Annotated in this window: 23 protein-coding genes; 21 read left to right on the top strand and 2 right to left on the bottom strand. The window is 69.3% G+C overall.

Annotation, left to right across the window (positions count from 1 at the left end; all coding sequences use genetic code 11):
* Positions 1-119: 119 nt before the first annotated feature.
* From ftsL to ileS, 19 genes are all read left to right on the top strand, one after another.
* Positions 120-923: a cell division protein FtsL gene (gene ftsL / locus NVU01S_RS30675; RefSeq protein ID WP_043667988.1), complete on the top strand. Its 804-nt coding sequence runs from the start codon at positions 120-122 to the stop codon at positions 921-923.
* 125 nt (positions 924-1,048) lie between these two features.
* On the top strand, positions 1,049-2,812 hold the full coding sequence (locus NVU01S_RS30670; protein ID WP_043667985.1) for a peptidoglycan D,D-transpeptidase FtsI family protein: 1,764 nt from the start codon (positions 1,049-1,051) through the stop codon (positions 2,810-2,812).
* 85 nt (positions 2,813-2,897) lie between these two features.
* The gene (locus NVU01S_RS30665; protein WP_373864227.1) at positions 2,898-4,541 is read left to right on the top strand and encodes a UDP-N-acetylmuramoyl-L-alanyl-D-glutamate--2,6-diaminopimelate ligase; all 1,644 of its coding nucleotides are present in this window, start codon (positions 2,898-2,900) and stop codon (positions 4,539-4,541) included.
* Positions 4,538-6,043 (top strand): UDP-N-acetylmuramoyl-tripeptide--D-alanyl-D-alanine ligase, encoded by a 1,506-nt coding sequence (locus NVU01S_RS30660; protein WP_043667979.1) that lies wholly within the window; start codon positions 4,538-4,540, stop codon positions 6,041-6,043. Before NVU01S_RS30665 ends, NVU01S_RS30660 begins: the two co-directional genes overlap by 4 nt.
* Positions 6,040-7,116, top strand: a complete 1,077-nt coding sequence (gene mraY, locus NVU01S_RS30655; protein ID WP_014983158.1) for a phospho-N-acetylmuramoyl-pentapeptide-transferase — start codon at positions 6,040-6,042, stop codon at positions 7,114-7,116. Before NVU01S_RS30660 ends, mraY begins: the two co-directional genes overlap by 4 nt.
* A gap of 49 nt (positions 7,117-7,165) precedes the next feature.
* Positions 7,166-8,608, top strand: coding sequence for a UDP-N-acetylmuramoyl-L-alanine--D-glutamate ligase (gene murD, locus NVU01S_RS30650; protein ID WP_043667976.1), 1,443 nt, complete (start codon positions 7,166-7,168; stop codon positions 8,606-8,608).
* Positions 8,609-8,666: 58 nt separating this feature from the next.
* Positions 8,667-10,130, top strand: a complete 1,464-nt coding sequence (ftsW, locus tag NVU01S_RS30645; protein ID WP_373864224.1) for a putative lipid II flippase FtsW — start codon at positions 8,667-8,669, stop codon at positions 10,128-10,130.
* Positions 10,127-11,224, top strand: a complete 1,098-nt coding sequence (murG, locus tag NVU01S_RS30640; protein WP_043667972.1) for an undecaprenyldiphospho-muramoylpentapeptide beta-N-acetylglucosaminyltransferase — start codon at positions 10,127-10,129, stop codon at positions 11,222-11,224. Before ftsW ends, murG begins: the two co-directional genes overlap by 4 nt.
* Complete coding sequence (murC, locus tag NVU01S_RS30635) at positions 11,221-12,711, top strand: UDP-N-acetylmuramate--L-alanine ligase (protein WP_043667968.1); 1,491 nt, start codon at positions 11,221-11,223, stop codon at positions 12,709-12,711. Before murG ends, murC begins: the two co-directional genes overlap by 4 nt.
* 55 nt (positions 12,712-12,766) lie before the next feature.
* Positions 12,767-13,513, top strand: a complete 747-nt coding sequence (locus tag NVU01S_RS30630) for a cell division protein FtsQ/DivIB (protein ID WP_082031967.1) — start codon at positions 12,767-12,769, stop codon at positions 13,511-13,513.
* A gap of 411 nt (positions 13,514-13,924) precedes the next feature.
* On the top strand, positions 13,925-15,151 hold the full coding sequence (gene ftsZ, locus NVU01S_RS30625; RefSeq protein WP_043667965.1) for a cell division protein FtsZ: 1,227 nt from the start codon (positions 13,925-13,927) through the stop codon (positions 15,149-15,151).
* Positions 15,152-15,507: 356 nt separating this feature from the next.
* Positions 15,508-16,233 carry a peptidoglycan editing factor PgeF gene (gene pgeF, locus NVU01S_RS30620; protein WP_043667961.1) on the top strand — a complete coding sequence of 242 codons (726 nt, stop codon included), beginning with the start codon at positions 15,508-15,510 and terminating at the stop codon, positions 16,231-16,233.
* The gene (locus NVU01S_RS30615) at positions 16,233-16,997 is read left to right on the top strand and encodes a YggS family pyridoxal phosphate-dependent enzyme (protein WP_052280421.1); all 765 of its coding nucleotides are present in this window, start codon (positions 16,233-16,235) and stop codon (positions 16,995-16,997) included. Before pgeF ends, NVU01S_RS30615 begins: the two co-directional genes overlap by 1 nt.
* 106 nt (positions 16,998-17,103) lie before the next feature.
* On the top strand, positions 17,104-17,262 hold the full coding sequence (locus tag NVU01S_RS43660; protein WP_156161515.1) for a hypothetical protein: 159 nt from the start codon (positions 17,104-17,106) through the stop codon (positions 17,260-17,262).
* Positions 17,259-18,068 carry a cell division protein SepF gene (locus NVU01S_RS30610; protein WP_014983167.1) on the top strand — a complete coding sequence of 270 codons (810 nt, stop codon included), beginning with the start codon at positions 17,259-17,261 and terminating at the stop codon, positions 18,066-18,068. Before NVU01S_RS43660 ends, NVU01S_RS30610 begins: the two co-directional genes overlap by 4 nt.
* 89 nt (positions 18,069-18,157) lie before the next feature.
* Complete coding sequence (locus NVU01S_RS30605; RefSeq protein ID WP_014983168.1) at positions 18,158-18,460, top strand: YggT family protein; 303 nt, start codon at positions 18,158-18,160, stop codon at positions 18,458-18,460.
* 68 nt (positions 18,461-18,528) lie between these two features.
* Positions 18,529-19,386 (top strand): DivIVA-like cell division protein Wag31, encoded by an 858-nt coding sequence (wag31, locus tag NVU01S_RS30600; protein ID WP_043667956.1) that lies wholly within the window; start codon positions 18,529-18,531, stop codon positions 19,384-19,386.
* A gap of 47 nt (positions 19,387-19,433) precedes the next feature.
* A complete protein-coding gene (locus tag NVU01S_RS30595; protein ID WP_014983170.1) occupies positions 19,434-19,634 on the top strand; it encodes a hypothetical protein in 201 nt (66 codons plus the stop codon).
* A 270-nt stretch (positions 19,635-19,904) separates the two neighbouring features.
* Entirely contained in the window at positions 19,905-23,060 is a 3,156-nt protein-coding gene (ileS, locus tag NVU01S_RS30590; RefSeq protein ID WP_043667952.1) for an isoleucine--tRNA ligase, read from the top strand.
* 51 nt (positions 23,061-23,111) lie between these two features.
* Here ileS and NVU01S_RS43655 read toward each other — a convergent pair whose 3' ends face one another.
* Positions 23,112-23,273 (bottom strand): hypothetical protein, encoded by a 162-nt coding sequence (locus NVU01S_RS43655; protein ID WP_156161514.1) that lies wholly within the window; start codon positions 23,271-23,273, stop codon positions 23,112-23,114.
* Positions 23,273-23,689, bottom strand: a complete 417-nt coding sequence (locus NVU01S_RS30585) for an ester cyclase (RefSeq protein WP_043667949.1) — start codon at positions 23,687-23,689, stop codon at positions 23,273-23,275. Before NVU01S_RS30585 ends, NVU01S_RS43655 begins: the two co-directional genes overlap by 1 nt.
* Before the next feature lie 42 nt (positions 23,690-23,731).
* On the opposite strand from NVU01S_RS30585, the gene NVU01S_RS30580 reads away from it, so the two are divergent.
* Both NVU01S_RS30580 and NVU01S_RS30575 read left to right on the top strand, forming a co-directional pair.
* On the top strand, positions 23,732-24,382 hold the full coding sequence (locus tag NVU01S_RS30580; protein WP_052280420.1) for a TetR/AcrR family transcriptional regulator: 651 nt from the start codon (positions 23,732-23,734) through the stop codon (positions 24,380-24,382).
* A 278-nt stretch (positions 24,383-24,660) separates the two neighbouring features.
* The gene (locus NVU01S_RS30575) at positions 24,661-25,164 is read left to right on the top strand and encodes an NlpC/P60 family protein (RefSeq protein ID WP_373864223.1); all 504 of its coding nucleotides are present in this window, start codon (positions 24,661-24,663) and stop codon (positions 25,162-25,164) included.
* Positions 25,165-25,201 lie beyond the last annotated feature (37 nt).

The raw sequence follows: 25,201 nt of genomic DNA, 5'->3' as shown, positions 1-25,201 counted from the left end.
GGAGGCCGGACGTCCCGCACAGACTCTCGAGGGGACAGAAACATGAGAGAACGAAGTGAGCGAATCATGTGCCGGCGTGCCATGCACATGATGGAGCCGAGCGCCGGCGAGGCGCAGTCATGAGCATTCGGACGCGGACCGTTCAGACGCCCGGGCGCATCGCGCGCCGGGCGCACGAGTCCGAGCGGGTGAAGTCGGGCGCCGCGCAGCGGGCCTACGCACGGCGCCGGACGCGCGCCGAAAGCCGTTCGGACACACCTGATCTGCCACTGCGGCAGGCTTCGGTCATGGCCACGCGGATTCCGTTCGTGGTGGCGATCATCGCGCTGCTGGGCTGCGGCCTGGCCTTGACGCTGCTGCTGACCACCCGGGCCGCCGAGGACAGCTACCAGCTCGGCGACATCCGGGCCACCAACAAGCGCCTGGCCGACGAGCGCGCGGCCCTGCAGCGCGAGGTGGAGGGCGCGGATTCCGCGCCCGAGCTGGCCGCCCGCGCCCGCGAGCTGGGCATGATCCCGGCCAAGGATCCGGCCCGCATCGTGGTCGCTCCGGACGGCACCGTGACCGTGATCGGCAAGCCGACGCCGGCGGAGGGGCCACCGGTGCCGCCGTTGAACGTGTCGCCGTCCGCGCCGGTACCGCCGCCCGCGAACAACGCCCAGGCGCGCGGTGAGCGCGTGATGCCGGTCACGACCACGCCGACCCCCGCCCCACTTCCGGCTCCGGGCACCAACATTCAGGCCAACGCGGTGCCGGTGAGCCCCGTGCCCGCCAGCCCGGTGCCGCCGTCGCCGGTACCGGCCGCGCCGCAGGCCGAGGCCGCGCCGCAGGCCGAAACCCCGCACCAGCCTGTCGATCCGGCTCAGGCGCTGCTGGAAACCCCGCAGCCGCAAACACTTCCGGGTGACGGAGGCCAACGGTGACGCAGACCAGGCCCGCACCGCGTCAGCGTCGCGGGCCTGGTCCGGCTCGGACCGCACGGTCCCGCCGTGCCCGGCCCGGCAAGGGCGGGCCGCTGCGCCGGCGCCTCGGCGCGGGTCGGATCGCGATGTTGCTCGCGCTCGGTGTGGTCGCGTTGCAGTTGTTGCAGATCCAAACCATCAAGGCGCCAGGCCTTTCCGCGCAGGCCTCGAATCAGCGCGTCATGCACGAACTCGATTACGCGGTGCGCGGCCCGATCACCGATCGCAACGGCAAATCGCTCGCCTTCACCGTCGCGGCGAAACAGCTGAGCTTCCGGCCGGTTCCGGTGCGCAAGCAGCTGGCGGACGCGAAAGCCAAGAGCGACAAGGCTCCTGACCCGGACGAGCGCTTGAAGGCGATCGCCAAGACGGTGCACGAGAAGCTCGGCAAGGCCGGTCCGTCGGAGGCGGACCTGCTGGCCAAGCTGCGCAGTGACGAGAATTTCGTCTACCTGGCGCGCGGGGTGGACCCGCGGATCGCCGCGGATATCCGGACCCAGTTCCCGGAGGTCGGCGCGGACGCGCAGTATCCGCGCGAGTACCCCGGTGGGTCGTTGGCGGCCAACGTGATCGGCGCCACCGGCTGGGACGGGCACGGGCAGATCGGTCTCGAATCGTCGCTGGACTCGGTGCTCGCGGGCACCGACGGTTCGCACACCTACGACCGCGGTTCCGACGGCGCGGTCATTCCGGGCAGCTGGCGTGACGAGCAGAATGCCGTGAACGGCAACGGCGTCGAGCTGACCATCGACTCGGATCTGCAGTACTACGTGCAGCAGCAGGTGCAGCAGGCCAGGGACATGTCCGGCGCGCAGGGCGCCTCCGCGGTGGTGCTCGACGCCAAGACGGGTCAGGTGCTGGCCATGGCCAACGACAACACCTTCAATCCGCAACTGCCGGCCTCCACCTGGGATTCGGCCGGGATGAGCAATCCCTCGGTCACCGCGCCGTTCGAGCCCGGCTCGGTGAACAAGATCGTCACCGCGTCCGCCGCGATCGAGTACGGATTGACCACTCCTGATGAGGTGCACCAGGTTCCGGGCAGCATCCGGATGGCCGGTGTCACCGTCAACGACGCGTGGGAGCACGGGGTCGCGCCGTACACCACCACCGGCATCTTCGGCCGCTCGTCCAACGTGGGCACGCTGATGCTGGCCCAGCGGGTCGGCGAGGACCGGTACGCGGACATGCTCAGCCGCTTCGGCCTCGGCCAGCGCACCGGTGTCGGCCTGCCCGGCGAGAGCAGCGGGCGGGTGCCCGCCCGGGATCAGTGGTCCGGCGGCACCTTCGCGAACCTGCCCATCGGGCAGGGACTTTCGATGACCACGCTGCAGATGACCGGCATGTACCAGACCATCGCGAACGACGGCGTGCGGATTCCGCCGCGCATCGTCAAGGCCAAGATCGGGCCGGACGGCAAGCGCAGCGACGAGCCGCAGCCCGACGGCATCCGGGTAGTGAGCCCGCAGACCGCGGCGACGCTGCGCACCATGTTCCAGGCCGTGACCCAGCGTGACCCGATGAACGCCAACCAGAACGGCACCGGCGCGTCGGCGGCGGTCGAGGGCTACCAGATCGCGGGCAAGACCGGCACGGCGCAGAAGACCGACCCGCGCTGCCACTGCTATTCCAGCGACAGCTACTACATCACCTTCGCGGGCATCGCCCCGGCGGACAATCCGCGCTACGTCGTCGGCCTCATGCTCGACGACCCGGTGCGCAGTTCGGACGGCAGCGGCGGGCAGTCGGCGGCGCCGCTGTTCCACAGCATCGCCTCCTGGGCGTTGCAGCGCGACCGCATTCCGCCGTCGCCGGAACCGTCCAAGAAGTTTGTCCTGCAAGCCGGGTAATGCCTCCGGTAAAGACCGTGCTTGTCGCGCTGTGATCGGTCGCCGGTAACCTGACACGTCGATCGTCGCCGCCGAGAGGAGCCTGATTTCTGTGCAGTCCGGTGAACCGCGTACGTTGCGGCCCGCCCAGCCCCCTGTGACGCCGCTGGCCACGTTGGCATCCGCCGCCGGGGCACAGCCGAGCGGCGCGCGGCCGGTGGACGCGGTGTCTGTGACCGGCATCGAACAGCGCTCGGGGGCGGTCCTGCCCGGTGACCTGTTCGTCGCGTTACCGGGAGCACGGGCGCACGGCGCCCGGTTCGCCCGCGACGCGGTCGAGCGGGGCGCGGTGGCGGTGTTCACCGACGCGGCGGGCGCCGAGCTGGCCGGGGCGCTGGAGGTGCCCGTGCTGGTGCGGGAGAACCCGCGCGCAGTGCTCGGCGAGCTGTCCGCGGCCGTCTACGGCAATCCGTGCGAGCGGCTGCGCATCGTCGGCATCACCGGCACCTCGGGCAAGACGACCACCTCGTATCTGGTGGAGGCGGGCCTGGCCGCCGCGGGCTGGTCCACCGCGCTGATCGGCACCATCGAGACCCGGATCGGCGGCCGACGGGTGCCGAGCGCGTTGACCACGCCCGAGGCGCCGCAGCTGCACGCGATGTTCGCGCTGATGGTGGAGCAGGGCGTGGACGCGGTGGTGATGGAGGTGTCCAGCCACGCGCTCGCGCTGGGCCGGGTGGACGGCGTGCGGTTTGCCGTGGGCGCGTTCACCAATCTGTCCCAGGATCATCTGGACTTCCACGCCGATTTCGAGGACTACTTCGCGGCCAAGCGCAGGCTGTTCGAGCCGAGTTCGCCGATCGCCGCGCGCACCGCGGTGGTCTGCGTCGACGACCAGTGGGGGCGGCGGCTCGCGGACGGACTCGACGCGCCGATCACGGTGTCCACCATCGAGCAGCGCGCGTCCGGTCCGGACGCGCCCGCCGAGCCGGAGCACGTCGCGGCCAGCGATTGGTCGCTCGACGGTGCGATCAGCGCGCACGGCGGCGAGCAGGAGTTCACCGCGGCCGGGCCGGACGGCACCGTCGATGTGCGGCTGCGTCTGCCCGGCCGCTACAACGTGGCCAACGGCCTGCTCGCGGTGGCGATCTGCGCGGCGGCCGGCGTCGACGCCGCGGTGGCCGCGCCCGCGCTGGCGACCGTCGATGTGCCGGGCCGGATGCAGCGGGTGGAGCGCGGGCAGGACTTCCTCGCGATCGTCGACTACGCGCACAAGCCCGCCGCGCTGGAATCGGTGATCGCCACGCTGCGTGGCTATCTCGCGGACGACGCACCCGACGCGCCGGGGCGGCTCGCCGTGGTGGTCGGCGCCGGCGGCGACCGCGACGCGGGCAAGCGCGCGATGATGGGCGCGGTGGGCGCACACGCCGACCTGCTGATCATCACCGACGACAACCCGCGCAGCGAAGACCCGGCGAGCATCCGCGCGGCGCTGCGGGCGGGTGCGCTGGAACTGCCCGAAGCCGCGCGCGGTACCGTGCTCGAGCTCGGTGATCGCGCCGAAGCCATTGCGGCGGCAGTGAATTGGGCACAGCCCGGCGACGTGGTGCTGGTCGCGGGCAAGGGCCACGAGACAGGGCAGGAGATCCAGGGCGTGAAGTACCCCTTCGACGATCGCGACGTGCTCGCGGCCGCACTGGACAGGCGAAGTCCGCAGCGCGCGGACGCGGAGGACTTGACGGTTTCATGATCGAGATGACACTGCGGGAGATCGCGGACGTCGTGGGCGGCACGCTGCACGACGTACCCGACCCGGAGGTGCGGGTGACCGGTTCGGTCGAATTCGATTCGCGCCGAATCGGTTCCGGCGATCTGTTCCTGGCCCTGCCGGGGGAGCACGTGGACGGCCACGACTACGCGGACGCGGCGATCGCCGCGGGCGCGACCGCCGTGCTCGCCGCGCGCCCGGTGGGGGTGCCCGCCATCGTGGTCGCGCCGAACCCCGGCTCGGTGCCGTCGAGTTCGGTTGCGCTGAGCGGTGATTCGGACGGATCGGGCGCCGCGGTGCTGGCCGCGCTGGCCGACCTGGCGCGCGCGAGCGTGCAACGTCTCACCGCGGCAGGCAGTCTCACGGTGATCGGGGTGACCGGCTCGTCCGGCAAGACCTCCACCAAGGATCTGCTCGCAGCGGTGCTCGCGCCGCTCGGCCCCGTGGTCGCCCCGCCCGGTTCGTTCAACAACGAGCTGGGTCATCCGTGGACGGCGTTGCGCGCCAATGCCGAGACTCGGTTCCTGGTGCTCGAGCTGTCGGCCCGCGGCCCGGGGCATATCGCCGCGCTCGCCGAGGTCGCGCCGCCGGCGATCGGCGTCGTGCTCAACGTCGGCACCGCGCATCTCGGGGAATTCGGCAGCCGTGAGGCCATCGCCAAGACCAAAGGCGAACTGGTGCAGGCGCTTCCGCCGACCGGCCTGGCCGTGCTCAACGCCGACGACCCGCAGGTCGCCGCCATGGCTGCGCGTACCACCGCGCGCGTGGTGACCGTCGGTCTCTCCGAAGGCGCCGATATCCGGGCTACCGACGTTCGCCTCGACGACGAAGCGCGCGCCGGTTTCACCCTGCACACCGCCGCGGGCAGCGCGGCGGTGCGGCTGGCGGTGCACGGCGAACATCAGGTCGGCAACGCGCTTTCCGCGACCGCGGTCGCGCTGGAATGCGGTGCCGAGCTGGACGCGATCGCCGCCGCCCTGTCCGGCGCGCACGCCGCGTCGGCCCGGCGCATGGACGTGCGCACCACCACCGACGGGGTCACCGTCGTCAACGACTCCTACAACGCCAACCCCGACTCGGTGCGTGCCGCGCTCAAGGCGCTGGTCACCATGTCGCGGTCCGGCGAGACCCCGCGGCGCAGCTGGGCGGTGCTCGGCGAAATGGGTGAGCTGGGCGAGGAATCCGTGCTCGAGCACGACCGGATCGGGCGGCTCGCGGTGCGCCTGGATGTGGACCGGCTCGTCGTCGTCGGGTCCGGAAGGCCGTCCCGCGCGATGCACCAGGGAGCGGTGATGGAAGGCTCATGGGGTGAGGAGTCGATCCTGGTGCCCGACATCGGTGCCGCCATCGCGTTGCTCGACGACGAAATCGAGTCCGGCGACGTGGTGCTCGTGAAAGCGTCGAAGTCGGTGGGCCTCTGGGAGGTCGCCGAACACCTGATCAACACCGAGCGCGACCACACTAAGGCGGAGGCGTTGGAGTGAGACAGATTCTGTTCGCGGCGGCGATCGCGCTCGCCGTCTCGATTCTGCTGACCCCACTGCTGATCAAGATGTTCGCCAAGCAGGGTTTCGGCCAGGAGATCCGGGTCGACGGCCCGGCCAGCCATCAGGCGAAGCGGGGCACGCCCACGATGGGCGGTGTCGCGATCATCATCGGCATGTGGGCCGGTTACCTGGGCTCGCACCTGATCGGTATCGGCTACAACGCCGACGGCCCGTCGGCGTCCGGTCTGCTGGTGCTCGGCCTGGCTACCGCGCTGGGCGGCGTCGGCTTCGTCGACGATTTCATCAAGATCCGTAAGCAGCGCAATCTCGGTCTCACCGCCGCGGGCAAGTACCTCGGTCAGTTGACCTCGGCCGTCGTCTTCGGCGTGCTCGCGTTGCAGTTCCGCGGGGCGAGCGGGCTCACCCCGGCCAGCAGGCACCTGTCCTATGTGCGCGACATCAGCACGGTGACCATGGGTGTCGTCGTGTTCCTGGTGTTCGTCTGCCTGGTCGTGGTCGCCTGGTCCAACGCGGTGAACCTCACCGACGGACTGGACGGGCTCGCGGCCGGCTCGATGAGCCTGGTGCTCGGCGGCTACGTGGTGATCACGTTCTGGCAGTACTACCACGCGTGCGAGACCAAGCCCGAGACCGGTTGCTACAACGTGCGCGACCCGCTCGACCTGGCGCTGGTGTGTGCCGCGGGCGCCGCGGCCTGCGTCGGCTTCCTGTGGTGGAATGCCGCGCCCGCGAAGATCTTCATGGGCGACACCGGTTCGCTGGCGCTCGGCGGTCTGCTGGCCGGCCTGTCCATCACCACCCGCACCGAACTGCTGATGATCGTGATCGGCGCGCTGTTCGTAGCCGAGACGTTGTCGGTGGTGCTGCAGGTGGCGGTGTACCGCACCACACGCAACCGGTTGTTCAAGATGGCGCCGTTCCATCATCACTTCGAACTCAGTAAATGGGCCGAGACTACGGTGATCATCAGGTTCTGGCTATTGGCCGCGATAGCTTCCGCGGTCGGACTCGGTTTGTTCTACAGCGAATATCTCTCTGCGGTCGGGTGAACTAGCGATGGTCGAACATTCTCCTCGGGCCCTGCGTACACCAGGGCCCATGCTCGAATTCCTGCGCGGCCGTGACGTTCTCGTCGCGGGCTGGGGTGTGTCGGGGCGCTCGCTGGTCGAGCCGCTGCGCGATATCGGGGCGCGCCCGGTGGTCACCGACGGCGGCGCCGCGGCGCTGGCCGAGGCGGCCGGGCTCGGCCTGGACATCGCCACCTGCGTCGAACTCGAATCCACCGACTGGAGCCGGTTCGCGCTGGTGATCACCAGTCCGGGCTGGCGGCCCGATTCGCCGGTGCTGGCCGCGGCGGTTGCCGAGGGCACACCGGTCTGGGGTGACGTCGAATTCGCCTGGTGGGTGGATCAAGCCAGGATCTACGGGCCGGTGCGCAAGTGGCTGGTGATCACCGGGACCAACGGCAAGACCACCACCACGCAGATGACGCACGCCATCCTGCGCGCCGCGGGTATCCCCAGCGTCGCGTGCGGCAATATCGGCCTGCCGATCCTGGATGCCTTGCGGCGCAACCCCGGTCCGCAGGTGCTCTCCGTCGAGCTGTCCTCGTTCCAGCTGCACTGGGCGCCCTCGGTGCGCCCGGAGGCGGGCGTGGTGCTCAATGTGGCCGAGGATCATCTGGATTGGCACGGCGGCCTCGACGCCTACGCCGCGGCCAAGGCGCGCGCGCTGTTCGGCCGGGTCGGCGTGGTCGGGCTCGACGATCCGGTGGCGGCCTCGCTGGCGCGGCGCAGCAAGGCGCGCCGGACCGTCGGCTTCCGCATCGGCGTCCCCGCCGACGGTGAGCTCGGCGTGGTCGACGGCAAGCTGCTGGACCGCGCGTTCACCAAGGCCGCGATCCTGGCCGAGGTCGGCGACATCAGCCCGCCGGGACCGGCGGGCGTCGCGGACGCGCTCGCTGCCGCCGCGCTCACCCGCGCCATCGATGTTGCCCCGCAGTTCATCCGGGAAGGCCTGATCGAGCACAAGGTCGGTCCGCACCGTTCGGCGTTCGTCGCCGAGGTGGGCGGCGTCGATTTCATCGATGACTCCAAGGCCACCAACCCGCATGCGGCGCGCACCGCGATCCTGGCGCACCCGCAGGTGGTCTGGCTCGCGGGCGGGCAGCTCAAGGGCGCTCAGATCGAGGATCTCGTGGAAGAGGTCGCCGATCGGCTGGTCGCCGTGGTGCTGATCGGGGCCGACGCGCCGGTTTTCGCCGCCGCATTGGCGCGACACGCGCCCGAGGTCCCGGTCGTCGAGCTGATCGCGGGAGACGATGCAGGGATGGGTGCGGACGCGTCGAGAACCGATAAGGCCGACGCCGTGATGGCGCGGGCGGTACGGGCCGCGGCCGGGTATGCCCGTCGCGGGGACACCGTGCTGCTGGCCCCCGCCGCGGCGTCGTTGGACATGTTCACCGACTACACGCATCGGGGCCGCAGTTTCGCGGCGTCGGTGCACGCACTGGAAGACGGTGACGTCGGGCGGCAACTATGACCTCGCGCCGTGCGCTCCGGCCCCGGAGACGGCAGGGCGGCGAAACCGTGGAGGGCTCGTGAGCGGCGCAGATCAGACGCACACCGCACGGCGGGTGGACCCGCGGGCCGGTGCCCGGTTCGTGGCCTGGCTCGCGCGGCCGCTCGCGTCCTTCCATCTGGTGGTCACCATCGCCACGCTGCTCACGGTGCTGGGCCTGGTGATGGTGCTCTCGGCGTCGAGCGTCGAGGCGTATGTCGATGGGGGCTCGGCGTATTCGCTGTTCATCCAGCAGGCGATGTTCGCGGCGATCGGTGCCGTGCTGTTCTATCTGGCGCTGCGGATTCCGTTGCGCAGGCTGCGCCAGTGGTCGTTCCCGCTGTTCGTGGTGTCGGTGCTCGGGCTGGTGCTGGTCCTGGTGCCCGGCATCGGTTCCAAGGTGCAGGGCGCCCGGCGCTGGATCGACCTCGGCTTCTTCTCGGTGCAGCCGTCGGAGATCGTGAAGGTCACGCTGGTCGTCTGGGGTGCGCACCTGCTGGCGTCGCGGCGTTCGGAGCACGCGTCGCTCAAGGACATCCTGATGCCGCTGGTGCCCGCGGGCCTGCTGGTGTGCCTGCTCGTGGTGGTGGAACCGAACCTGTCCACCACGATCGCGCTCGGCATCGTGCTGGCGGCGCTGCTCTGGTTCGGCGGGTTGCCGCTGCGCCTGTTCGTCACGATCGCGGTGTCCGGCATGATCGCCGCCGCGGTGCTCGCGCTCTCGGCCGGCTACCGCTCCGATCGGATGCGCGCGTTCTTCAACCCCGGTGACGACCCGCAGGGCATCAATTACCAAGCGCGCCAAGCGCTGTACTCGCTGGCCGACGGCGGTATCTGGGGTCGCGGCCTCGGGCAGAGCCGGGCCAAGTGGAGCTATCTGCCCAACTCGCACAACGACTTCATCTTCGCCATCATCGGCGAGGAACTCGGCTTCTTCGGCTGCGCCCTGGTGCTCGGGCTCTTCGCGCTGTTCGTCTATACCGGGCTGCGCATCGCGAGCCGCTCGGTGGATCCGTTCCTGCGGCTGCTCACCGCGACCGCGACGACCTGGATCACCGGCCAGGCCCTGATCAACATCGGCTATGTGGTCGGGCTGCTGCCGGTGACCGGTCTGCAGCTGCCGCTGGTGTCGGCGGGCGGTTCGTCGCTGGCGATCACCCTGTTCATGTTCGGCATCATCGCCAACGCCGCCCGGCACGAGCCCGAGGCGGTTTCGGCGTTGCACGCCGGGCAGGACGGTAGATTCAGCAGGCTGCTACGCCTGCCCAAACCCGAGGTGTACTCGCCGGCCCGGGCCAGTGCCGCCAGAGCGAAGTCCGCACAGCGGGGCAAGGCGCCGCGGTCGGGCCGACAGGCGGCGTTGCCGCCCGGCCGTCGCGGCCAGAGCGAACCGGGCAGGCGCCGCTCGCCGGAGAGCCGCGGCACCAGCTCGCTGCGGGCCACCAGGGCATGGGAACCCAGCTATCCGGTCAACCACGCAAGAGAACGGGGAAGATCTAGGTGATCTCGGTAATCGTCGCCGGCGGCGGCACGGCGGGCCACATCGAGCCGGCGCTGGCGGTGGCGGACGCGCTGCGACGGCTCGACGATTCGATCCGGGTGACGGCGCTCGGTACCGAACGCGGCCTGGAAACCCGCCTGATCCCCGAACGCGGTTATCCGCTCGAGCTGATCCCGCCGGTTCCGTTGCCCCGCAAGCCCACCGCCGATCTGCTGCGGTTGCCCGGCCGGGTGCGCGCCTCGGTGGCACAGGCCCGCGCGGTGATCGATCGGGTCGAGGCGGATGTGATCGTCGGGTTCGGCGGCTACGTCGCGTTGCCGGCGTACCTGGCCGCCGGGCCGGGACTGCTGCGCCGCCGGCGCGCGGTGCCGGTGGTGGTGCACGAGGCCAACGCCAAGGCCGGTATCGCGAACAAGGTCGGCGCCCGGCGCGCGCGCCGTGTGCTCGCGGCCGTGCCGGATTCCGGGCTGGCCGGGGCGCAGGTCGTCGGCATTCCGGTGCGCGCGGCCATCACCACGCTGGATCGTGCCGCGTTGCGCGCCGAGGCCCGGGCGCATTTCGGGCTGCCCGCCGAGGGGCCGGTGCTGCTGGTGTTCGGCGGCTCGCAGGGCGCGGTGAGCCTGAACGACGCGGTGTCCGGCGCGGCGACGCAACTGGCCGCGGCCGGCATCTCGGTGCTGCACGCGCACGGCCCCAAGAACACCCTCGAGGTCGCGGTCGGCGACGGTGCGGCGCGCTATGTCGCGGTGCCGTATCTTTCCCGGATGGACCTCGCCTACGCCGCCGCCGACGCGGTGGTCTGCCGGTCGGGCGCGATGACCGTCGCCGAGGTGTCGGCGGTCGGGCTGCCCGCGTTCTACGTGCCACTGCCGCACGGCAACGGTGAGCAGGAGCTCAATGCCGGACCGGTGGTCCGGCAGGGCGGTGGCAGCATTGTCCCCGATTCGGAGCTGACGCCGAAATACGTGATCGACGAGGTGATTCCGCTGCTCATGGACTCCGCACGGCTGATCGAGATGGGCCGCGCCGCCGCCGGTGCCGGGCACCGTGACGCCGCCGACGCGGTGGCGCGCATCGTGCTGGAGGTCGCCGGATGACCGACGAGGACCTTTCGGCTTTGCCGCCCGCGCTCGAACGGGTGCACATGGTCGGCATCGGCGGTGCCGGAATGTCCGGTATCGCGCGGATCCTGTTGTCCCGCGGCGGCGCCGTGTCCGGGTCGGACGCGAAGGAGAGCCGCGGGGTGCTCGCGCTGCGGGCGCGCGGCGCGCAGGTGCGCATCGGGCACGACGCCAGCGCGCTGGACCTGCTGCCCGGCGGCCCGACCGTGGTGGTCACCACCTACGCGGCCATCCCGAAGACCAATCCCGAACTGGTGGAAGCGAATCGGCGCGAGATCCCGGTGCTGCTGCGCCCGGCCGTGCTCGCCTCGCTGATGCAGGGCCATCGCACGCTGCTGGTGTCGGGTACCCACGGCAAGACCTCCACCACCTCGATGCTCATCGTGTCGCTGCAGCACTGCGGTCTCGATCCGTCCTTCGCGGTGGGCGGGGAGTTGAACGAGGCGGGCACCAACGCCCACCACGGCACCGGGGACATCTTCGTCGCCGAGGCCGACGAGAGCGACGGGTCGCTGCTGCAATACGAGCCGGACGTCGCGGTGGTCACCAACATCGAATCCGATCACCTGGATTTCTTCGGCACCGACGAGGCCTACGTGCAGGTCTTCGACGATTTCGCCGACCGGCTGAGCGCGGGTGGGCTGCTGGTCGTCTGCCTGGACGATCCCGGTTCGCTCGCGCTGGCCGAGCGGGTCGGCGCGCGCCTGGCCGAGAAGAACGTGCAGGTACTCGGTTACGGCTCCGGCGAACTCGCCGACGCGCCGGTGCCGGTCGGGGTGCGGCTGCACAGCTGGGAGCCGCGCGATGTCGGCGGTATCGCCCAGTTCCAGCTCGCCGACGAGGCTACGCCGCGCACTCTGCGGTTGTCGGTGCCGGGCAGGCACATGGCCTTGAACGCGCTCGCCGCGCTGCTCGCGGCCCGCGCCGCCGGAGCCGACGTGGACGAGATCGTGCAGGGCCTGGAGGGTTTCGGCGGTGTGCACCGGCGTTTCCAGTTCGCGGGCCGGGAGAACGGCGTGCGCGTCTTCGACGATTACGCCCATCACCCGACCGAGGTGCGCGCGGTGCTCGGCGCCGCCGCGGAACTGGTGCAGCAGGAGGCCCGCGACGGCGCCCGCTCCCGGCAGGGGCGCGTCATCGTGGTGTTCCAGCCGCATCTGTACAGCCGCACCGCGACGTTCGCCGCGGAGTTCGGCACCGCGCTCAGCCTCGCCGACGAGGTGGTCGTGCTCGATGTGTACGGCGCGCGCGAGAAACCGCTGCCCGGGGTGAACGGCGCACTGGTGGCCCAGTCGGTCACCAAACCCGTGCACTACCAACCCGATATGTCGCGGGTGGGCAGGCAGGTCGCCCGGCTCGCGCTGCCCGGCGATGTGGTGATCACCATGGGCGCGGGCGATGTGACGATGCTCGGCAGCCAGATCCTGGACGGTTTACGGGCGCGGCCCCAGTACGGGCGATGAGCGCCGAGACGAAGCGGCCGCGCACGCACCGGCGGCCCGGCGGAGCGGAGTCGTGATGGCGAGGCGGGGCAGCAGGCGCGACGTCGAGGGGCGCCGCGGATTCGCCGCGGCGCGTGCGGCCGGTGCGCTGTTCGGCGCGGACGGGATCCGGCGCTTCTGGTGGTGGGGATTGCTGGGCGTGTGCGTCCTTGCGATCGTCGCGGCCGTCGCGTGGTTCTCGCCGGTGCTCTCGGTGCGCACCGTCAAGATCGACGGCGCGGTCGCGGTGCCCGAACAACAGGTGCGCGAACTGCTCGAAATTCCGTCGGGGCGCTCGATGTTGCGCATCGATACCACCGAGATCGCGCGGCGGGTGGCCAGTATTCCCAAGGTGCGCACGGCCCGGGTGCAGCGGGTTTTTCCGTCGACGGTGAAAGTGACCGTCGTCGAGCGGGTTCCGGTGTTGTTTTTCGAGAGTCCGCAGGGCGCGCACCTGTTGGACGCGGAGAGCGTGGAATTCGCGATCGAACCGGCGCCGATCGGGGTGCCGAAGTTGATCACCGATCATCCCGCGAGCGACGCCCCGGTCACCAAGGCCGCGGTCGCGGTGCTCACCGTGCTGCCGCCTGCGCTGGGCATTCAGGTGGACGAGGTTGTGGCACGGTCCATTTCAGATATTTCCCTGAATCTGAAGGATGGGCGCACGGTACTCTGGGGCGGGATGAACGACGCCGAGCGCAAGTCGGCGGTCGTACTGCCGCTGCTGACCCGCCCCGGAACGGTGTTCGATGTTTCGAGTCCTAATCTGGTCACGGTAAAGTGATCGATACCCATTGCGCCCGCGTCGAATTGCCGTATTCGACGGGCGGCGCTCGCGGTCCCCTCGTGGATCTGCGAGCCGCTGCCTCCGGGCCGGGCGCTCTCGCCGCCGCGCTTGTACAGGCCGGCGGGCGGGGCGCCGGGGGGCAACCGTTCACCATACTTCGTGTGGGTCGGCGAAACGAGAGGGATCACACAAGATTCTGTGTCTCGTTTCGGCGCGCCTGCGCGCGGTTTGCGGCGGCGGCGAATAGCGTTCCGCAGCAGTCGGATACTTGACATAACGCTAACCCTATGGTTCAGCTTTAGGGTTTGCCCGAGCGGCGGTTCGCTGAGTACAGCCGCTCAGGCGAAACCGGCGGAGTGTCTCGAATCCGAAAACGACAGGCTTTAGATCGAAGGAAGGCGAGAGCCCATGACGCCCCCGCACAACTACCTTGCCGTGATCAAGGTCGTCGGTATCGGCGGCGGCGGTGTGAATGCCGTCAACCGGATGATCGAACAGGGTCTCAAAGGTGTCGAGTTCATCGCGGTCAATACCGACGCGCAGGCTCTGCTGATGAGTGATGCCGACGTCAAGCTCGACGTCGGCCGGGAACTCACCCGTGGTCTCGGGGCGGGCGCCGACCCCGAGGTCGGCCGCAAAGCGGCCGAGGACCACAAGGACGAGATCGAAGAGGTGCTCAAGGGCGCCGACATGGTCTTCGTGACGGCGGGTGAGGGCGGCGGCACCGGCACCGGTGGTGCGCCGGTCGTCGCCCAGATCGCCCGCAAGCTCGGCGCGCTGACCATCGGCGTGGTCACCCGCCCGTTCTCGTTCGAGGGCAAGCGGCGCGGCAACCAGGCCGAGGTCGGCATCAACCAGCTGCGCGAATCCTGCGACACGCTCATCGTGATCCCGAACGACCGGCTGCTCCAGCTCGGCGACGCCGCGGTCAGCCTGATGGACGCGTTCCGCTCGGCCGACGAGGTGCTGCTCAACGGTGTGCAGGGCATCACCGACCTGATCACCACGCCGGGTCTGATCAACGTCGACTTCGCCGACGTCAAGAGCGTGATGTCGGGTGCGGGCAGCGCTCTGATGGGCATCGGCTCCGCCCGCGGTGAGGGCCGTTCGGTGAAAGCGGCCGAGTCCGCGATCAATTCGCCGCTGCTCGAGGCGTCGATGGACGGCGCGCACGGCGTGCTGCTGTCGATCGCGGGCGGCTCGGACCTCGGCCTGTTCGAGATCAACGAGGCGGCTTCGCTGGTGCAGGAGGCTGCGCACATCGAGGCCAACATCATCTTCGGCACGGTGATCGACGATTCGCTCGGCGACGAGGTGCGCGTCACCGTGATCGCCGCGGGCTTCGACGGCGGCGGGCCGGCCCGGCGGACCTTCGACACCACCGGACGCAGCACCATCGGCTCGGCCCGCTCCGGCGAGATCGGCCAGAGCCGCAGCGCCGAGGTCGCCGCCCGCAGTACCGATACCGCGGCCGCCGGCGCGAGCGCCTCGACCCGCGGCGCCGTGCCGAGCTACCGCGACTCCGAACGCGCCCGGCTGGCCGAACCCACGGTCGCCAACAACCCGCGCGCACATATCGAACCGCCGGACGATGACGACGACGATGTCGACGTCCCGTCCTTCATGCGCCGCTAGCCCAACCCTCACGCCACCGCGCGGCACAGAGCGTCCGCACGTCGCACAACAGAGACCCTGTGCGATGTGCGGACGCTCTGTGGTTCGCGCGACCGCAGCCTGATGGGGCGCGCGCCTTTCGCGGGATGCGCGCGTGTTCGCGCGATGCGCGCCTTTTCGCGGGCCGCGCGCCTTTTCGCGGGCCGCGCACCTTTTCGCGCGCCGCGCGCGTGTTCGTCGGCGATTTCGCGCGCGGCGCGACGATCCGCGCGCGGCGTGACGATCCGCGCGCGGCGTGCGGGTTCGGGTGTGGCAGTGGGTTGCTCCCTTAGAAAGCGTTCGGGAGTCGTTAAGGGGTGACGACTAGGCTCGAGTGCATGACTTCTGCGCCGACACTGACTGTTCGACGGGTGACCACGACTCGGGCCGGTGGCTTTTCCGCGCCGCCGTACGAGTCGTTCAATCTCGGCGACCACGTCGGGGACGATCCGGCGACGGTGCGGCGGAACCGGGACCGGCTGGCCGCGGGCATCGGGCTCACGCCGGATCGGCTGGTCTGGATGGAACAGATCCACAGCCGCAATGTCGAAATCATCGATGGCCCACGGGCCGAGCCGGTGCCCGCGACCGACGCCCTCGTGACGAACGTGCCCGGGCTCGCGCTGGTGGTGCTCACCGCCGACTGCGTGCCCATCCTGCTGTCCGACGACGAGGCCGGTGTGCTCGCGGCCGTGCACGCAGGCCGGATCGGCGCGCGGATCGGCATTGTGCCGCGGGTGCTCGACGCGATGCTGTCGCTGGGTGCGCAGGTGGAACGGATCGGCGCGTTCCTGGGGCCGGCGGCCTCGGGGCGGCAGTACGAGGTGCCCGCCGCGATGCGCGCCGATGTCGAGGCGCATCTGCCCGGCAGCGCCACCACCACGGTGCGCGGCACGCCGGCGCTCGACCTGCGCGCCGGAATCCGCAGGCAGCTCACCGAGGCCGGGGTCGGCGCGGTCGCGGTCGACCCGCGCTGCACCATCGAGGACCACACTCTGTTCAGTCACCGCCGCGGCGCCCCCACCGGGCGGCTGGGCAGCGTGATCTGGTCGGAGGTGCGCTGATGTCCGCGGAATCCGTTGCGGCGCAAGTGGACGAGCGCACCGCGGAACTGGCGACGAATCTGGCCGGGCTGCTCCAGCGCATCGACGCCGCCTGTCTCGCGACGGGGCGCGCGCCGGATTCGGTGCGTCTACTCCCCGTGACGAAATTCTTTCCCGTCGCCGATGTCGCGATCCTGCACCGGCTCGGCCGCCGCGAGTTCGGCGAGTCGCGCGAACAGGAGGCCACCGCCAAGGTTTCGGCACTCCGCGAGCACATAGGTGACGAAGACCTCTCGGATGTGCAGTGGCACATGATAGGACGCCTGCAACGCAATAAGGCGCGGGTCGTGGCGCGGTGGGCGCACACTGTGCACTCGGTGGACAGCGAACGCCTGGCAACCGCTCTGGACACCGGCGCGCAGGCCGCGCTGGACGCGGGGGAGCGCAGTGCGCCGGTGCGGGTCCTACTGCAGGTGAGCCTGGATGCGGACCCGTCGCGCGGTGGTGTCGCGCCGGCGGAATTGACCCGCCTGGCCGCACACATCGCGACCTCGCCCGGATTACGACTGTCCGGTCTGATGGCCATTCCGCCATTGGGGGCTGAGTCTGATGCGGCATTTGCACGCCTTGCGACTTTGCACACCCTGCTACTCGCCGAGCATCCCGGCGCGACAGAACTTTCCGCCGGAATGTCCGGCGATCTGGAATCCGCCATCGAACACGGCTCGACGGTTGTGCGTGTCGGTACCGCCTTGATGGGCGCTCGACCGATAACCTCGGCGTAGCAAAGAAACCTCATCAGTCACATTCGACACATATGCTGGGACAGACGAGGGCTGAGCAAGACTTCAACACCCGGCCGCCACCGGGGCCGAAGGAAGGTCGACCAAAATGAGCGAGCGCAGCGAGCGAGTAATCGACGCAGCCATCGTGGTCATGACGCCGCCGCGCGTGCGCGGGGACGTCCTGCGGGAGCGCAGCGAGCGCTCGATGACCGCAGCCACGAGCGTGCTCGTGACCGAGCCGAGCGTCAGCGAGGCGCAGTCATGAGCACGCTGCACAAGTTCAAGGCTTACTTCGGCATGGTTCCACTCGAGGATTACGAAGACGACTATGTCGACGATCGTGCTCCCCGGGTCGCCGACGACCGCGGTGCGCGCAGGCCTCGGCCCCGTGACTACGCCGACCGCGGCGCCTACGGCGCTGATCGCTATGCCGAAGACCGTTACGGCGCAGAGCATTACGGTGCCGACGGATTCGATCGGGACGAGCCCGGCTATCCGGAGCCCGCCTACAAGTCGCCGTACAAGGCCGGATACCCGGTATCCCGGCGCGACGACTACGCCGACGAGCCCTACGGCGAGGACCGTTACGAGGCGCCACGGCGTCCCACCCGGATCGAGACCGCGCCGTCGTCCGGCCGGTTCCGCGCGGGCGGCAGCGCGCCGTCGCTGCGTGGCGCCACCCGTGGTGCGCTCGCCGTCGATCCCGAGGCCGAAGAGCGGCGGCTGGAGGAGCGCGTGCGCCCCGAGCCGGCTCCCGCGCGCAGGCCGGGGATCTTCGAGGACGGAGGTCCCTTGTCCAAGATCACGACGCTGCGCCCGCGCGACTACAGCGAGGCCCGCATCATCGGTGAGCGCTTCCGCGAGGGCAACCCGGTGATCATGGACCTGGTGGACCTGAGCAACGCCGACGCCAAGCGGCTGGTGGACTTCGCCGCCGGACTCGCGTTCGCGCTGCGTGGCTCATTCGACAAGGTCGCGACCAAGGTGTTCCTCCTCTCACCGGCGGACGTGGACGTATCAGCCGAAGAACGCCGTCGCATCGCCGAAACCGGCTTCTACAACCAGAAATAAGGTCGTGATCTGGGGGGTGATGCAGACCGGTCGCATGCGGTGCGGCGCGGTCATTTTGCGCAAAGCGGATTTTGCGGCAGAGTGAAGTCGTGGCCTTGTTCGCGGTGCTGTACTTCGTACTGTTCATCTTCTGGCTGTTGCTGATCAGCCGGGTGATCGTGGAGTTCATCCGTAGCTTCGCTCGGGACTGGCGTCCGACCGGTGTCGTGGTCATCATCCTCGAGGTGATCTTCACGATCACCGACCCTCCGGTGAAACTCCTGAGGCGGTTGATACCACCGGTGTCACTGGGAGGAATTCGCCTGGATCTGTCGATTATGGTCCTGCTTTTCATCGTCTTCATCTTGATGTCGATCGTGGGCAGGCTCGGGCAACCGGTAGCCCCGGTGTGACAGAATGGGCCGTGAAGTAGCTTGCTAGATCTGCTAGATCTCCAAAAGACGCGTGAAGGGATCCTTCCATGCCGCTGACTCCAGCCGATGTGCACAACGTCGCGTTCAGCAAACCGCCGATCGGGAAGCGCGGCTACAACGAGGATGAGGTCGACGCCTTCCTGGATCTCGTCGAGCAGGAACTCTCGCGTCTGATCGAGGAGAACGCCGATCTGCGCCAGCGGGTCGCCGAACTCGACGCAGAACTGGCTGATGCCAAGAAGAATCGCGGTCCCGCGGTTCCGGCCAACGTGAAAGCGCCTGTGCAGCAGGCTCCGCCGCCGCCGCCCGAGCCGATCAAGCCGCCGGTGCAGGTGGCTCCGCCCGCGCCGATGCCCGCGCCCGCCCCGCCGAAGGACGCGCCCGGTGCGGACGCGAACCTGCAGGCCGCCAAGGTGCTCAGCCTCGCGCAGGAAATGGCCGACCGGCTCACCAGCGACGCCAAGGTGGAGGCGGAGAACCTCCTGTCGAACGCCCGGGCAAACTCCGAGCGTCTCGTCGGTGACGCCCGCACCCGCTCCGAGGGCATGATCGCGGATGCCCGCCAGAAGGCCGACGCGATGCTGTCGGACGCGCAGTCGCGCTCGGACAACCAGCTGCGCCAGGCCAAGGAGAAGGCCGACGCCCTGCAGGCCGACGCCGAGCGTAAGCACACCGAGATCATGGCGACCATCACCCAGCAGCGCAGCGTGCTGGAGAGCCGGATCGAGCAGCTCAAGACCTTCGAGCGGGAGTACCGGGTGCGGCTGAAGTCCTACCTGGAATCGCAGCTCGAGGAGCTGGAGAACCGCGGTTCGGCGGTGCCGGTCGACGGTGGTGAGGCGTTCGCGGACGCCAACACCGCCAACAACCTGCAGCCGGCCACGTTTGCCAAGGGTGGCAAGTAAGCCGCTCATACTGAGCACGCGCCACCCGGCATGCCTTGGGGGTCACCATGCTCGTCTTGACGCTTGTCCTTGCCGCTGTCGGATTCGCACTACTGGTCACCGCGCTGACCACCGGATCGGTGATCTGGGCGTGGGGCTGCATCCTGGTGTGCGTACTCGGTGCGGTGCTGCTGCTGGTCAGTGCCCTGTCTATGCGGCGGCCGGACGGAGATTCGCCTCCGCCTCCCGGGCGCCACGCCAAACGGTGAGGGAGCGCCGTCCAAGGGTTTGACCGTACTGGCTAGAATCAAACATGAATATGGTGTGGATCCGGTCATCACCGGGGAGCCTTCGGAAGAACAGCGCACGCCGCCGCGGCAGCCGCGCTCAGTAGAACCGAACGGGTGAGCCCGTCACAGCTCACAACGAGAGGTCCGGCAGTTCGGCGCCGGGCAAGCGGGGTGGTACCGCGGTATCGACGCACCTGGCGTCGGCATCGTCCCCGTGCCAACGACAAGGCACGAGGAGACGTATCCGCGATGGCGGACCAAACTTCCAGCAACAGTGCGTACCCCCGCGTCGACCTCGGCGTCGCCGGGTCTTCGTTCCCGGAGATGGAACGCCGCGTGCTAGACGCATGGGCGGCCGCCGACACCTTCCGTGCGAGCATCGAAAACCGTTCCGGGGCAGCAGTTTCGGGTTCCGCGCCGGCCGCGGAGTTCGTCTTCTACGACGGCCCGCCCTTTGCCAACGGTCTGCCGCATTACGGGCATTTGCTCACCGGATACGTCAAAGACTTGATCCCGCGTTTCCAGACGATGCGCGGCAAGCGCGTCGATCGCCGTTTCGGCTGGGACTGTCACGGATTGCCCGCGGAAATCGAGGCGGAAAAGCAGCTCGGTATCACGGACAAATCACAGATCGACGCAATGGGTCTGGCCGAATTCAACGCCGCCTGCAAATCGTCGGTGCTGCGCTACACCGGTGAATGGCGCGACTACGTCACCCGCCAGGCGCGCTGGGTCGACTTCGACAACGACTACAAGACCCTCGATCTCGACTTCATGGAGTCGGTCATGTGGGCGTTCCGGTCGTTGCACGAGAAGGGCCTGATCTACCAGGGCTTCCGGGTGTTGCCCTACAGCTGGTACGAGCAGACGCCGCTGTCGAATCAGGAGACCCGCCTCGACGACGCGTACAAGATGCGCCAGGATCCGGCGGTCACCGTCGACATGGTGCTGCGCGTGCCCGCCGACCACCCGCTGCACGCGCTCGACGGTGTGAACGCGTTGATCTGGACCACGACGCCGTGGACGCTGCCGTCGAACCTCGCGATCGCGGTGCACCCCGACGTCCGCTATGTGCACTTGAGTGCCGCCGACGGCAAGCGCTATCTGCTGGCGGCCGAACGCGTGTCGCACTACAGCCGCGAATTCGGCGAGGCGCCCGAGGTACTCGGCGAGTACGACGGCGCCGCGCTGGTCGGCCTGTCCTACGCACCGCCGTTCGACTTCTTCCTCGGCCACCCGCACGCGCACCGGGTACTCAGCGCGGACTACGTGACCACCGACTCCGGCACCGGAATTGTGCACCTCGCACCGGCTTTCGGTGAGGAGGACATGGATGTCGCCACCGCCAACGGCATCGAGATCGTGCAACCGCTCGATCCGGGCGGCAAGTTCACCTCGATGGTGCCGCCGTACGAGGGCCTGATGGTGTTCGACGCCAACCCGGTGATCATCAAGGACCTCAAGGCCGCCGGAAAGCTGTTGCGGCACGAGACGATCGAGCACTCCTACCCGCACAGCTGGCGCTCCGGGCAGCCGCTGATCTATATGGCGGTGCCGTCGTGGTTCGTCGCCGTCACCAAGTTCCGTGACCGGATGGTCGAGCTGAACAAGCAGATCACCTGGGTGCCCGAGCACATCAGGGACGGCCAGTTCGGTAAGTGGCTCGAGGGCGCGCGGGACTGGAACATCAGCCGCAATCGCTACTGGGGCAGCCCGATTCCGGTCTGGATGTCCGACGACCCGGCCTACCCGCGGATGGACGTCTACGGCTCGCTGGACGAGCTGGAGCGCGACTTCGGTGTGCGCCCGGCCGACCTGCACCGGCCGATGATCGATGAGCTCACCCGGCCCAATCCCGATGACCCGACCGGCAAGTCGACCATGCGCCGGGTGCCGGAGGTGCTCGACTGCTGGTTCGAGTCGGGCTCGATGCCGTTCGCCCAGGTGCACTATCCGTTCGAGAACAAGGAGTGGTTCGACAGCCACTTCCCGGGTGACTTCATCGTCGAGTACAACGGGCAGACCCGCGGCTGGTTCTACACGCTGCACGTGCTCGCCACCGCGCTCTTCGACAGCCACGCCTTCAAAACCGTTGCCGCGCACGGCATCGTGCTCGGTGACGACGGCTTGAAGATGAGCAAGTCGAAGGGCAACTACCCGAACGTCAACGAGGTGTTCGACCGCGACGGCTCGGACGCGATGCGCTGGTTCCTGATGAGCTCGCCGATCCTGCGCGGCGGCAACCTCATCGTCACCGAACGCGGCATCCGCGAGGGCGTCAGCCATGCGCTGCGGCCGCTGTGGAACGCGTGGACCTTCCTGCAGCTCTACGCCTCGAAGCCGGGCACATGGCGCACCGATTCCCCGCATGTGCTGGATCGCTACATCCTGGCGAAGCTGGCACAGACCCGCGACGTGATGACCGAGGCGCTCGAGGCCTACGACATCGCGGGCGCCTGCGAGGAGTTGCGCGGCTTTGCCGACGCGCTCACCAATTGGTATGTGCGCCGGTCGCGTTCGCGGTTCTGGAGCGAGGACGCGGATGCGGTGGACACCCTGCACACGGTGCTGGAGGTGGTCACCCGGCTGGCCGCGCCGCTGCTGCCGCTGATCAGCGAGGTGATCTGGCGTGGGCTCACCGGCGGCGAGTCGGTGCACCTGGCGGACTGGCCGAAGGAAGGCGAGCTGGCGAGCGACCCCGAGCTGGTCGCCGCGATGGACGAGGTGCGGGTGGTGTGCTCCACCGTGCTGAGTCTGCGCAAGGCGCAGAACCTGCGGGTGCGGCTGCCGCTGGCCGAGGTGACCATCGCGGCCGCCGACGCCGAGCGGCTGACGCCGTACGCGGACATCATCGCCGACGAGGTCAACGTGAAGAAGGTGGACCTGACCACCGACGTCGCCGTGCACGGTCGCTTCGAACTGGTCGTGAACGCCCGGGCCGCGGGCCCGCGGCTGGGCAAGGACGTGCAGACGGTGATCAAGGCGGTGAAGGCGGGCGAATGGTCCGAGTCCGCCGACGGTGTCGTCACCGCCGCCGGAATCGCGCTGCTCCCGGAGGAATACACGCAACGACTGGTCGCCGCCGAGCCCGAGTCCACCGCCGCGCTGCCCGGCAACGCGGGCCTGGTGGTGCTGAACTCGGTGGTCACCGAGGAGCTGGAGGCCGAGGGCTGGGCCCGCGACCTCATCCGCGACCTGCAGGAGACCAGGAAGTCGGCCGGCCTGGACGTGTCCGACCGGATCACGGTGGTGCTCGAGGTCCCGGCCGAGCGCAAGGCCTGGGCGCAAACCCATCGCGACCTGATCGCCGGTGAAATCCTTGCCACCACACTGGCTTTCGGTGACGCGGGCGCCACGGCCGCCGACCTCGTCGGCGGCGTACGCGCTCAGGTCGCCAAGGCCTGAGCCGGTCATCGCGGCAGGACAGGACCGGCACCGTCCTGTCCTGCCGTGCCGTCAGCTCGTCCGGTGCTGTCCGGCGCGGCCCTTCGCGCCGCGGCCCGGGCGGCGCAGTGGCACGGGGGCGTGGTTGTCCAGCGGGGAGACCGGGAAGGTCTGCTCGTCGTGGCGCTCGTCGCGACGTTCGTAGTGGGTCGTGACCGCCTTGTACGCGCCCATCAGGCGGGCGCCATCAACTGCTGCATGATCGCGGCCGTGTCCAGCCAGACGTTCTCCCGGCTGATCTTGTCGCCGCGGATCTCGCAGACGTGCAGGATCCGGAAATCGATGGCCCGGTTGCCGCCGGGGATGCCCATGAACTCACCGGTGGCCCTGCCGTACCAATGGGATTCGTCGACGAAGAAGTCCTCGCCGTAGTAGCGGTGGACGCTTTCCATCTTGTCTTCCTTGATCGCGGCGAACAGCGCCCGGTAGCGCTCGGCGATCGCCGCCGGTTCGCGCAGGATGCCCTGCGGATCGCCGACCGCGTCGTGCTCGACGTCCGCGGCGAGCGTGTCCATGATCGCGTCGACGTCGTTGGCGGCCTCGGCCGCGCAATGCCGCTCGAACAGCTCATCCATCTCTTCACGTGTCATGCCCGTGCCCTCCAGAAAGTGAGAATCTGCTATCGTGGTGAGATGACTTTCTCACGGCGAGATGAGATTCTCAAGAGTGACCGCGCGAAGAATCAGAAGATGCGCACCCGCGAGGCGCTGCTCGAGGCCGCGCTGGAACTCGCGCGCAACGGCCACTCGCCCTCCATCGCCGAGGTCGCCGAGGCGGCGAAGGTATCGACCGCGACCGCGTATCGGTACTTTCCGAACCCGCAGTCGCTGTGGTCGGACATGGCCACCCGGCAGGCCGGCTTCCTCGGGCGCTACCCGGACTTCTTCGAGGAGCTGCCCGAGGATGCCGAGGCTCGCATCGAGCGGGTGGTGCGCGAGGTCAGCGGGTTCCAGTTCGAGAACGAGGTGGTGTGGCGCGGGGTGCTGCGCGCGACCCTGGATCGCTGGTTCAATCAGGTGGATGTGCCTGAGGCGGAACGGGTTCCGGTCCGCGGCGTGACCCGGCTGGAGATGGCGCGCACGGCGTTGGCCCCGCTGTCGGACCGGCTCTCACCCGAGCGGCTGGAGCGGCTGGTGCACGCGGTGACGCTGGTGTTCGGTGTCGAGGCGCTCGTCTCCACTCGCGACACCTGTGGCCTGGATCCGGCAGCGGCCACCGAGACGATGTGCTGGGCGGCGAAGGGGTTGGTGCGGGCCGCCCTGGCCGAGTCGCAAGACCGGTGAGGGCGTGTCGCTCTCGCGTGATGTAGATCACATGCTGTAGATTTGCTGAACTGTCATCGCAGGTCCAGGCCTCGCGGCAGAATCGATGATGGTGCTGCTGTTGCGGAGGGGTACTTCTGGGACGGCAGTGAGTTCGTGGATTGTCCTACCTGAAACGCGCTGCGCCGGAGGTCCGGTGCGGCGGCTGCGGCTCCTGCTGGATGGCGCTGCTCGACCTGGCGTCGACCGGGACCGCCGGATGGTGGCCCGCCCGCCGGGTCGCCGGAAGGGACGAGCACGTGAACAGAAAACCCTTGCGCCGCATCGCTGTCGGATTTCTCCTGGCGACCGCCGCGACCCTGATCCTGGCCGGTCCCGGCTGGTCGGACACCGGTAGTGCCACCGGTAGCGCCGAATCCCTCTCGGCTTCCGGCTCCGCGGCGATCCCGCTGCCCAGCTCGCACGGGGTAGGTGCGCTGGCCGCCGCGGTCTCGCAGACCGGGAAGCCCTATGAATGGGGCGGCACCGGCCCGTTCACCTGGGACTGCTCCGGCCTCGTGCAATGGGCGTTCCGCCAGGTCGGCGTCACCATTCCCCGGACCACCTGGGAGCAGGCCCGAGCCGGCGCACCCGTCCCGTTCTTCGCCCTCTCCCCGGGCGACGTGGTCGTCCTCAACACCGACGGCTCCCACGTCGGCATCTACGCCGGCTTCGGTCAGATCTTCAACGCCTATGACTGGGGCGTGCCCGTAGGCCTCAGCCCGCTGCGCCAATTCGACATCTACGCCATCCGCCGCTTCTGACCCGGCTCGGCGCTGCCGGTGCGCGCATCCGCGAACC

This window comes from Nocardia vulneris, assembly GCF_001613425.1.
In the GTDB taxonomy this organism is placed as follows: Bacteria; Actinomycetota; Actinomycetes; order Mycobacteriales; family Mycobacteriaceae; genus Nocardia; species Nocardia vulneris.
Note: the sequence above shows the minus strand (reverse complement) of the source record. Positions and strands in the feature narration are given on the sequence as shown.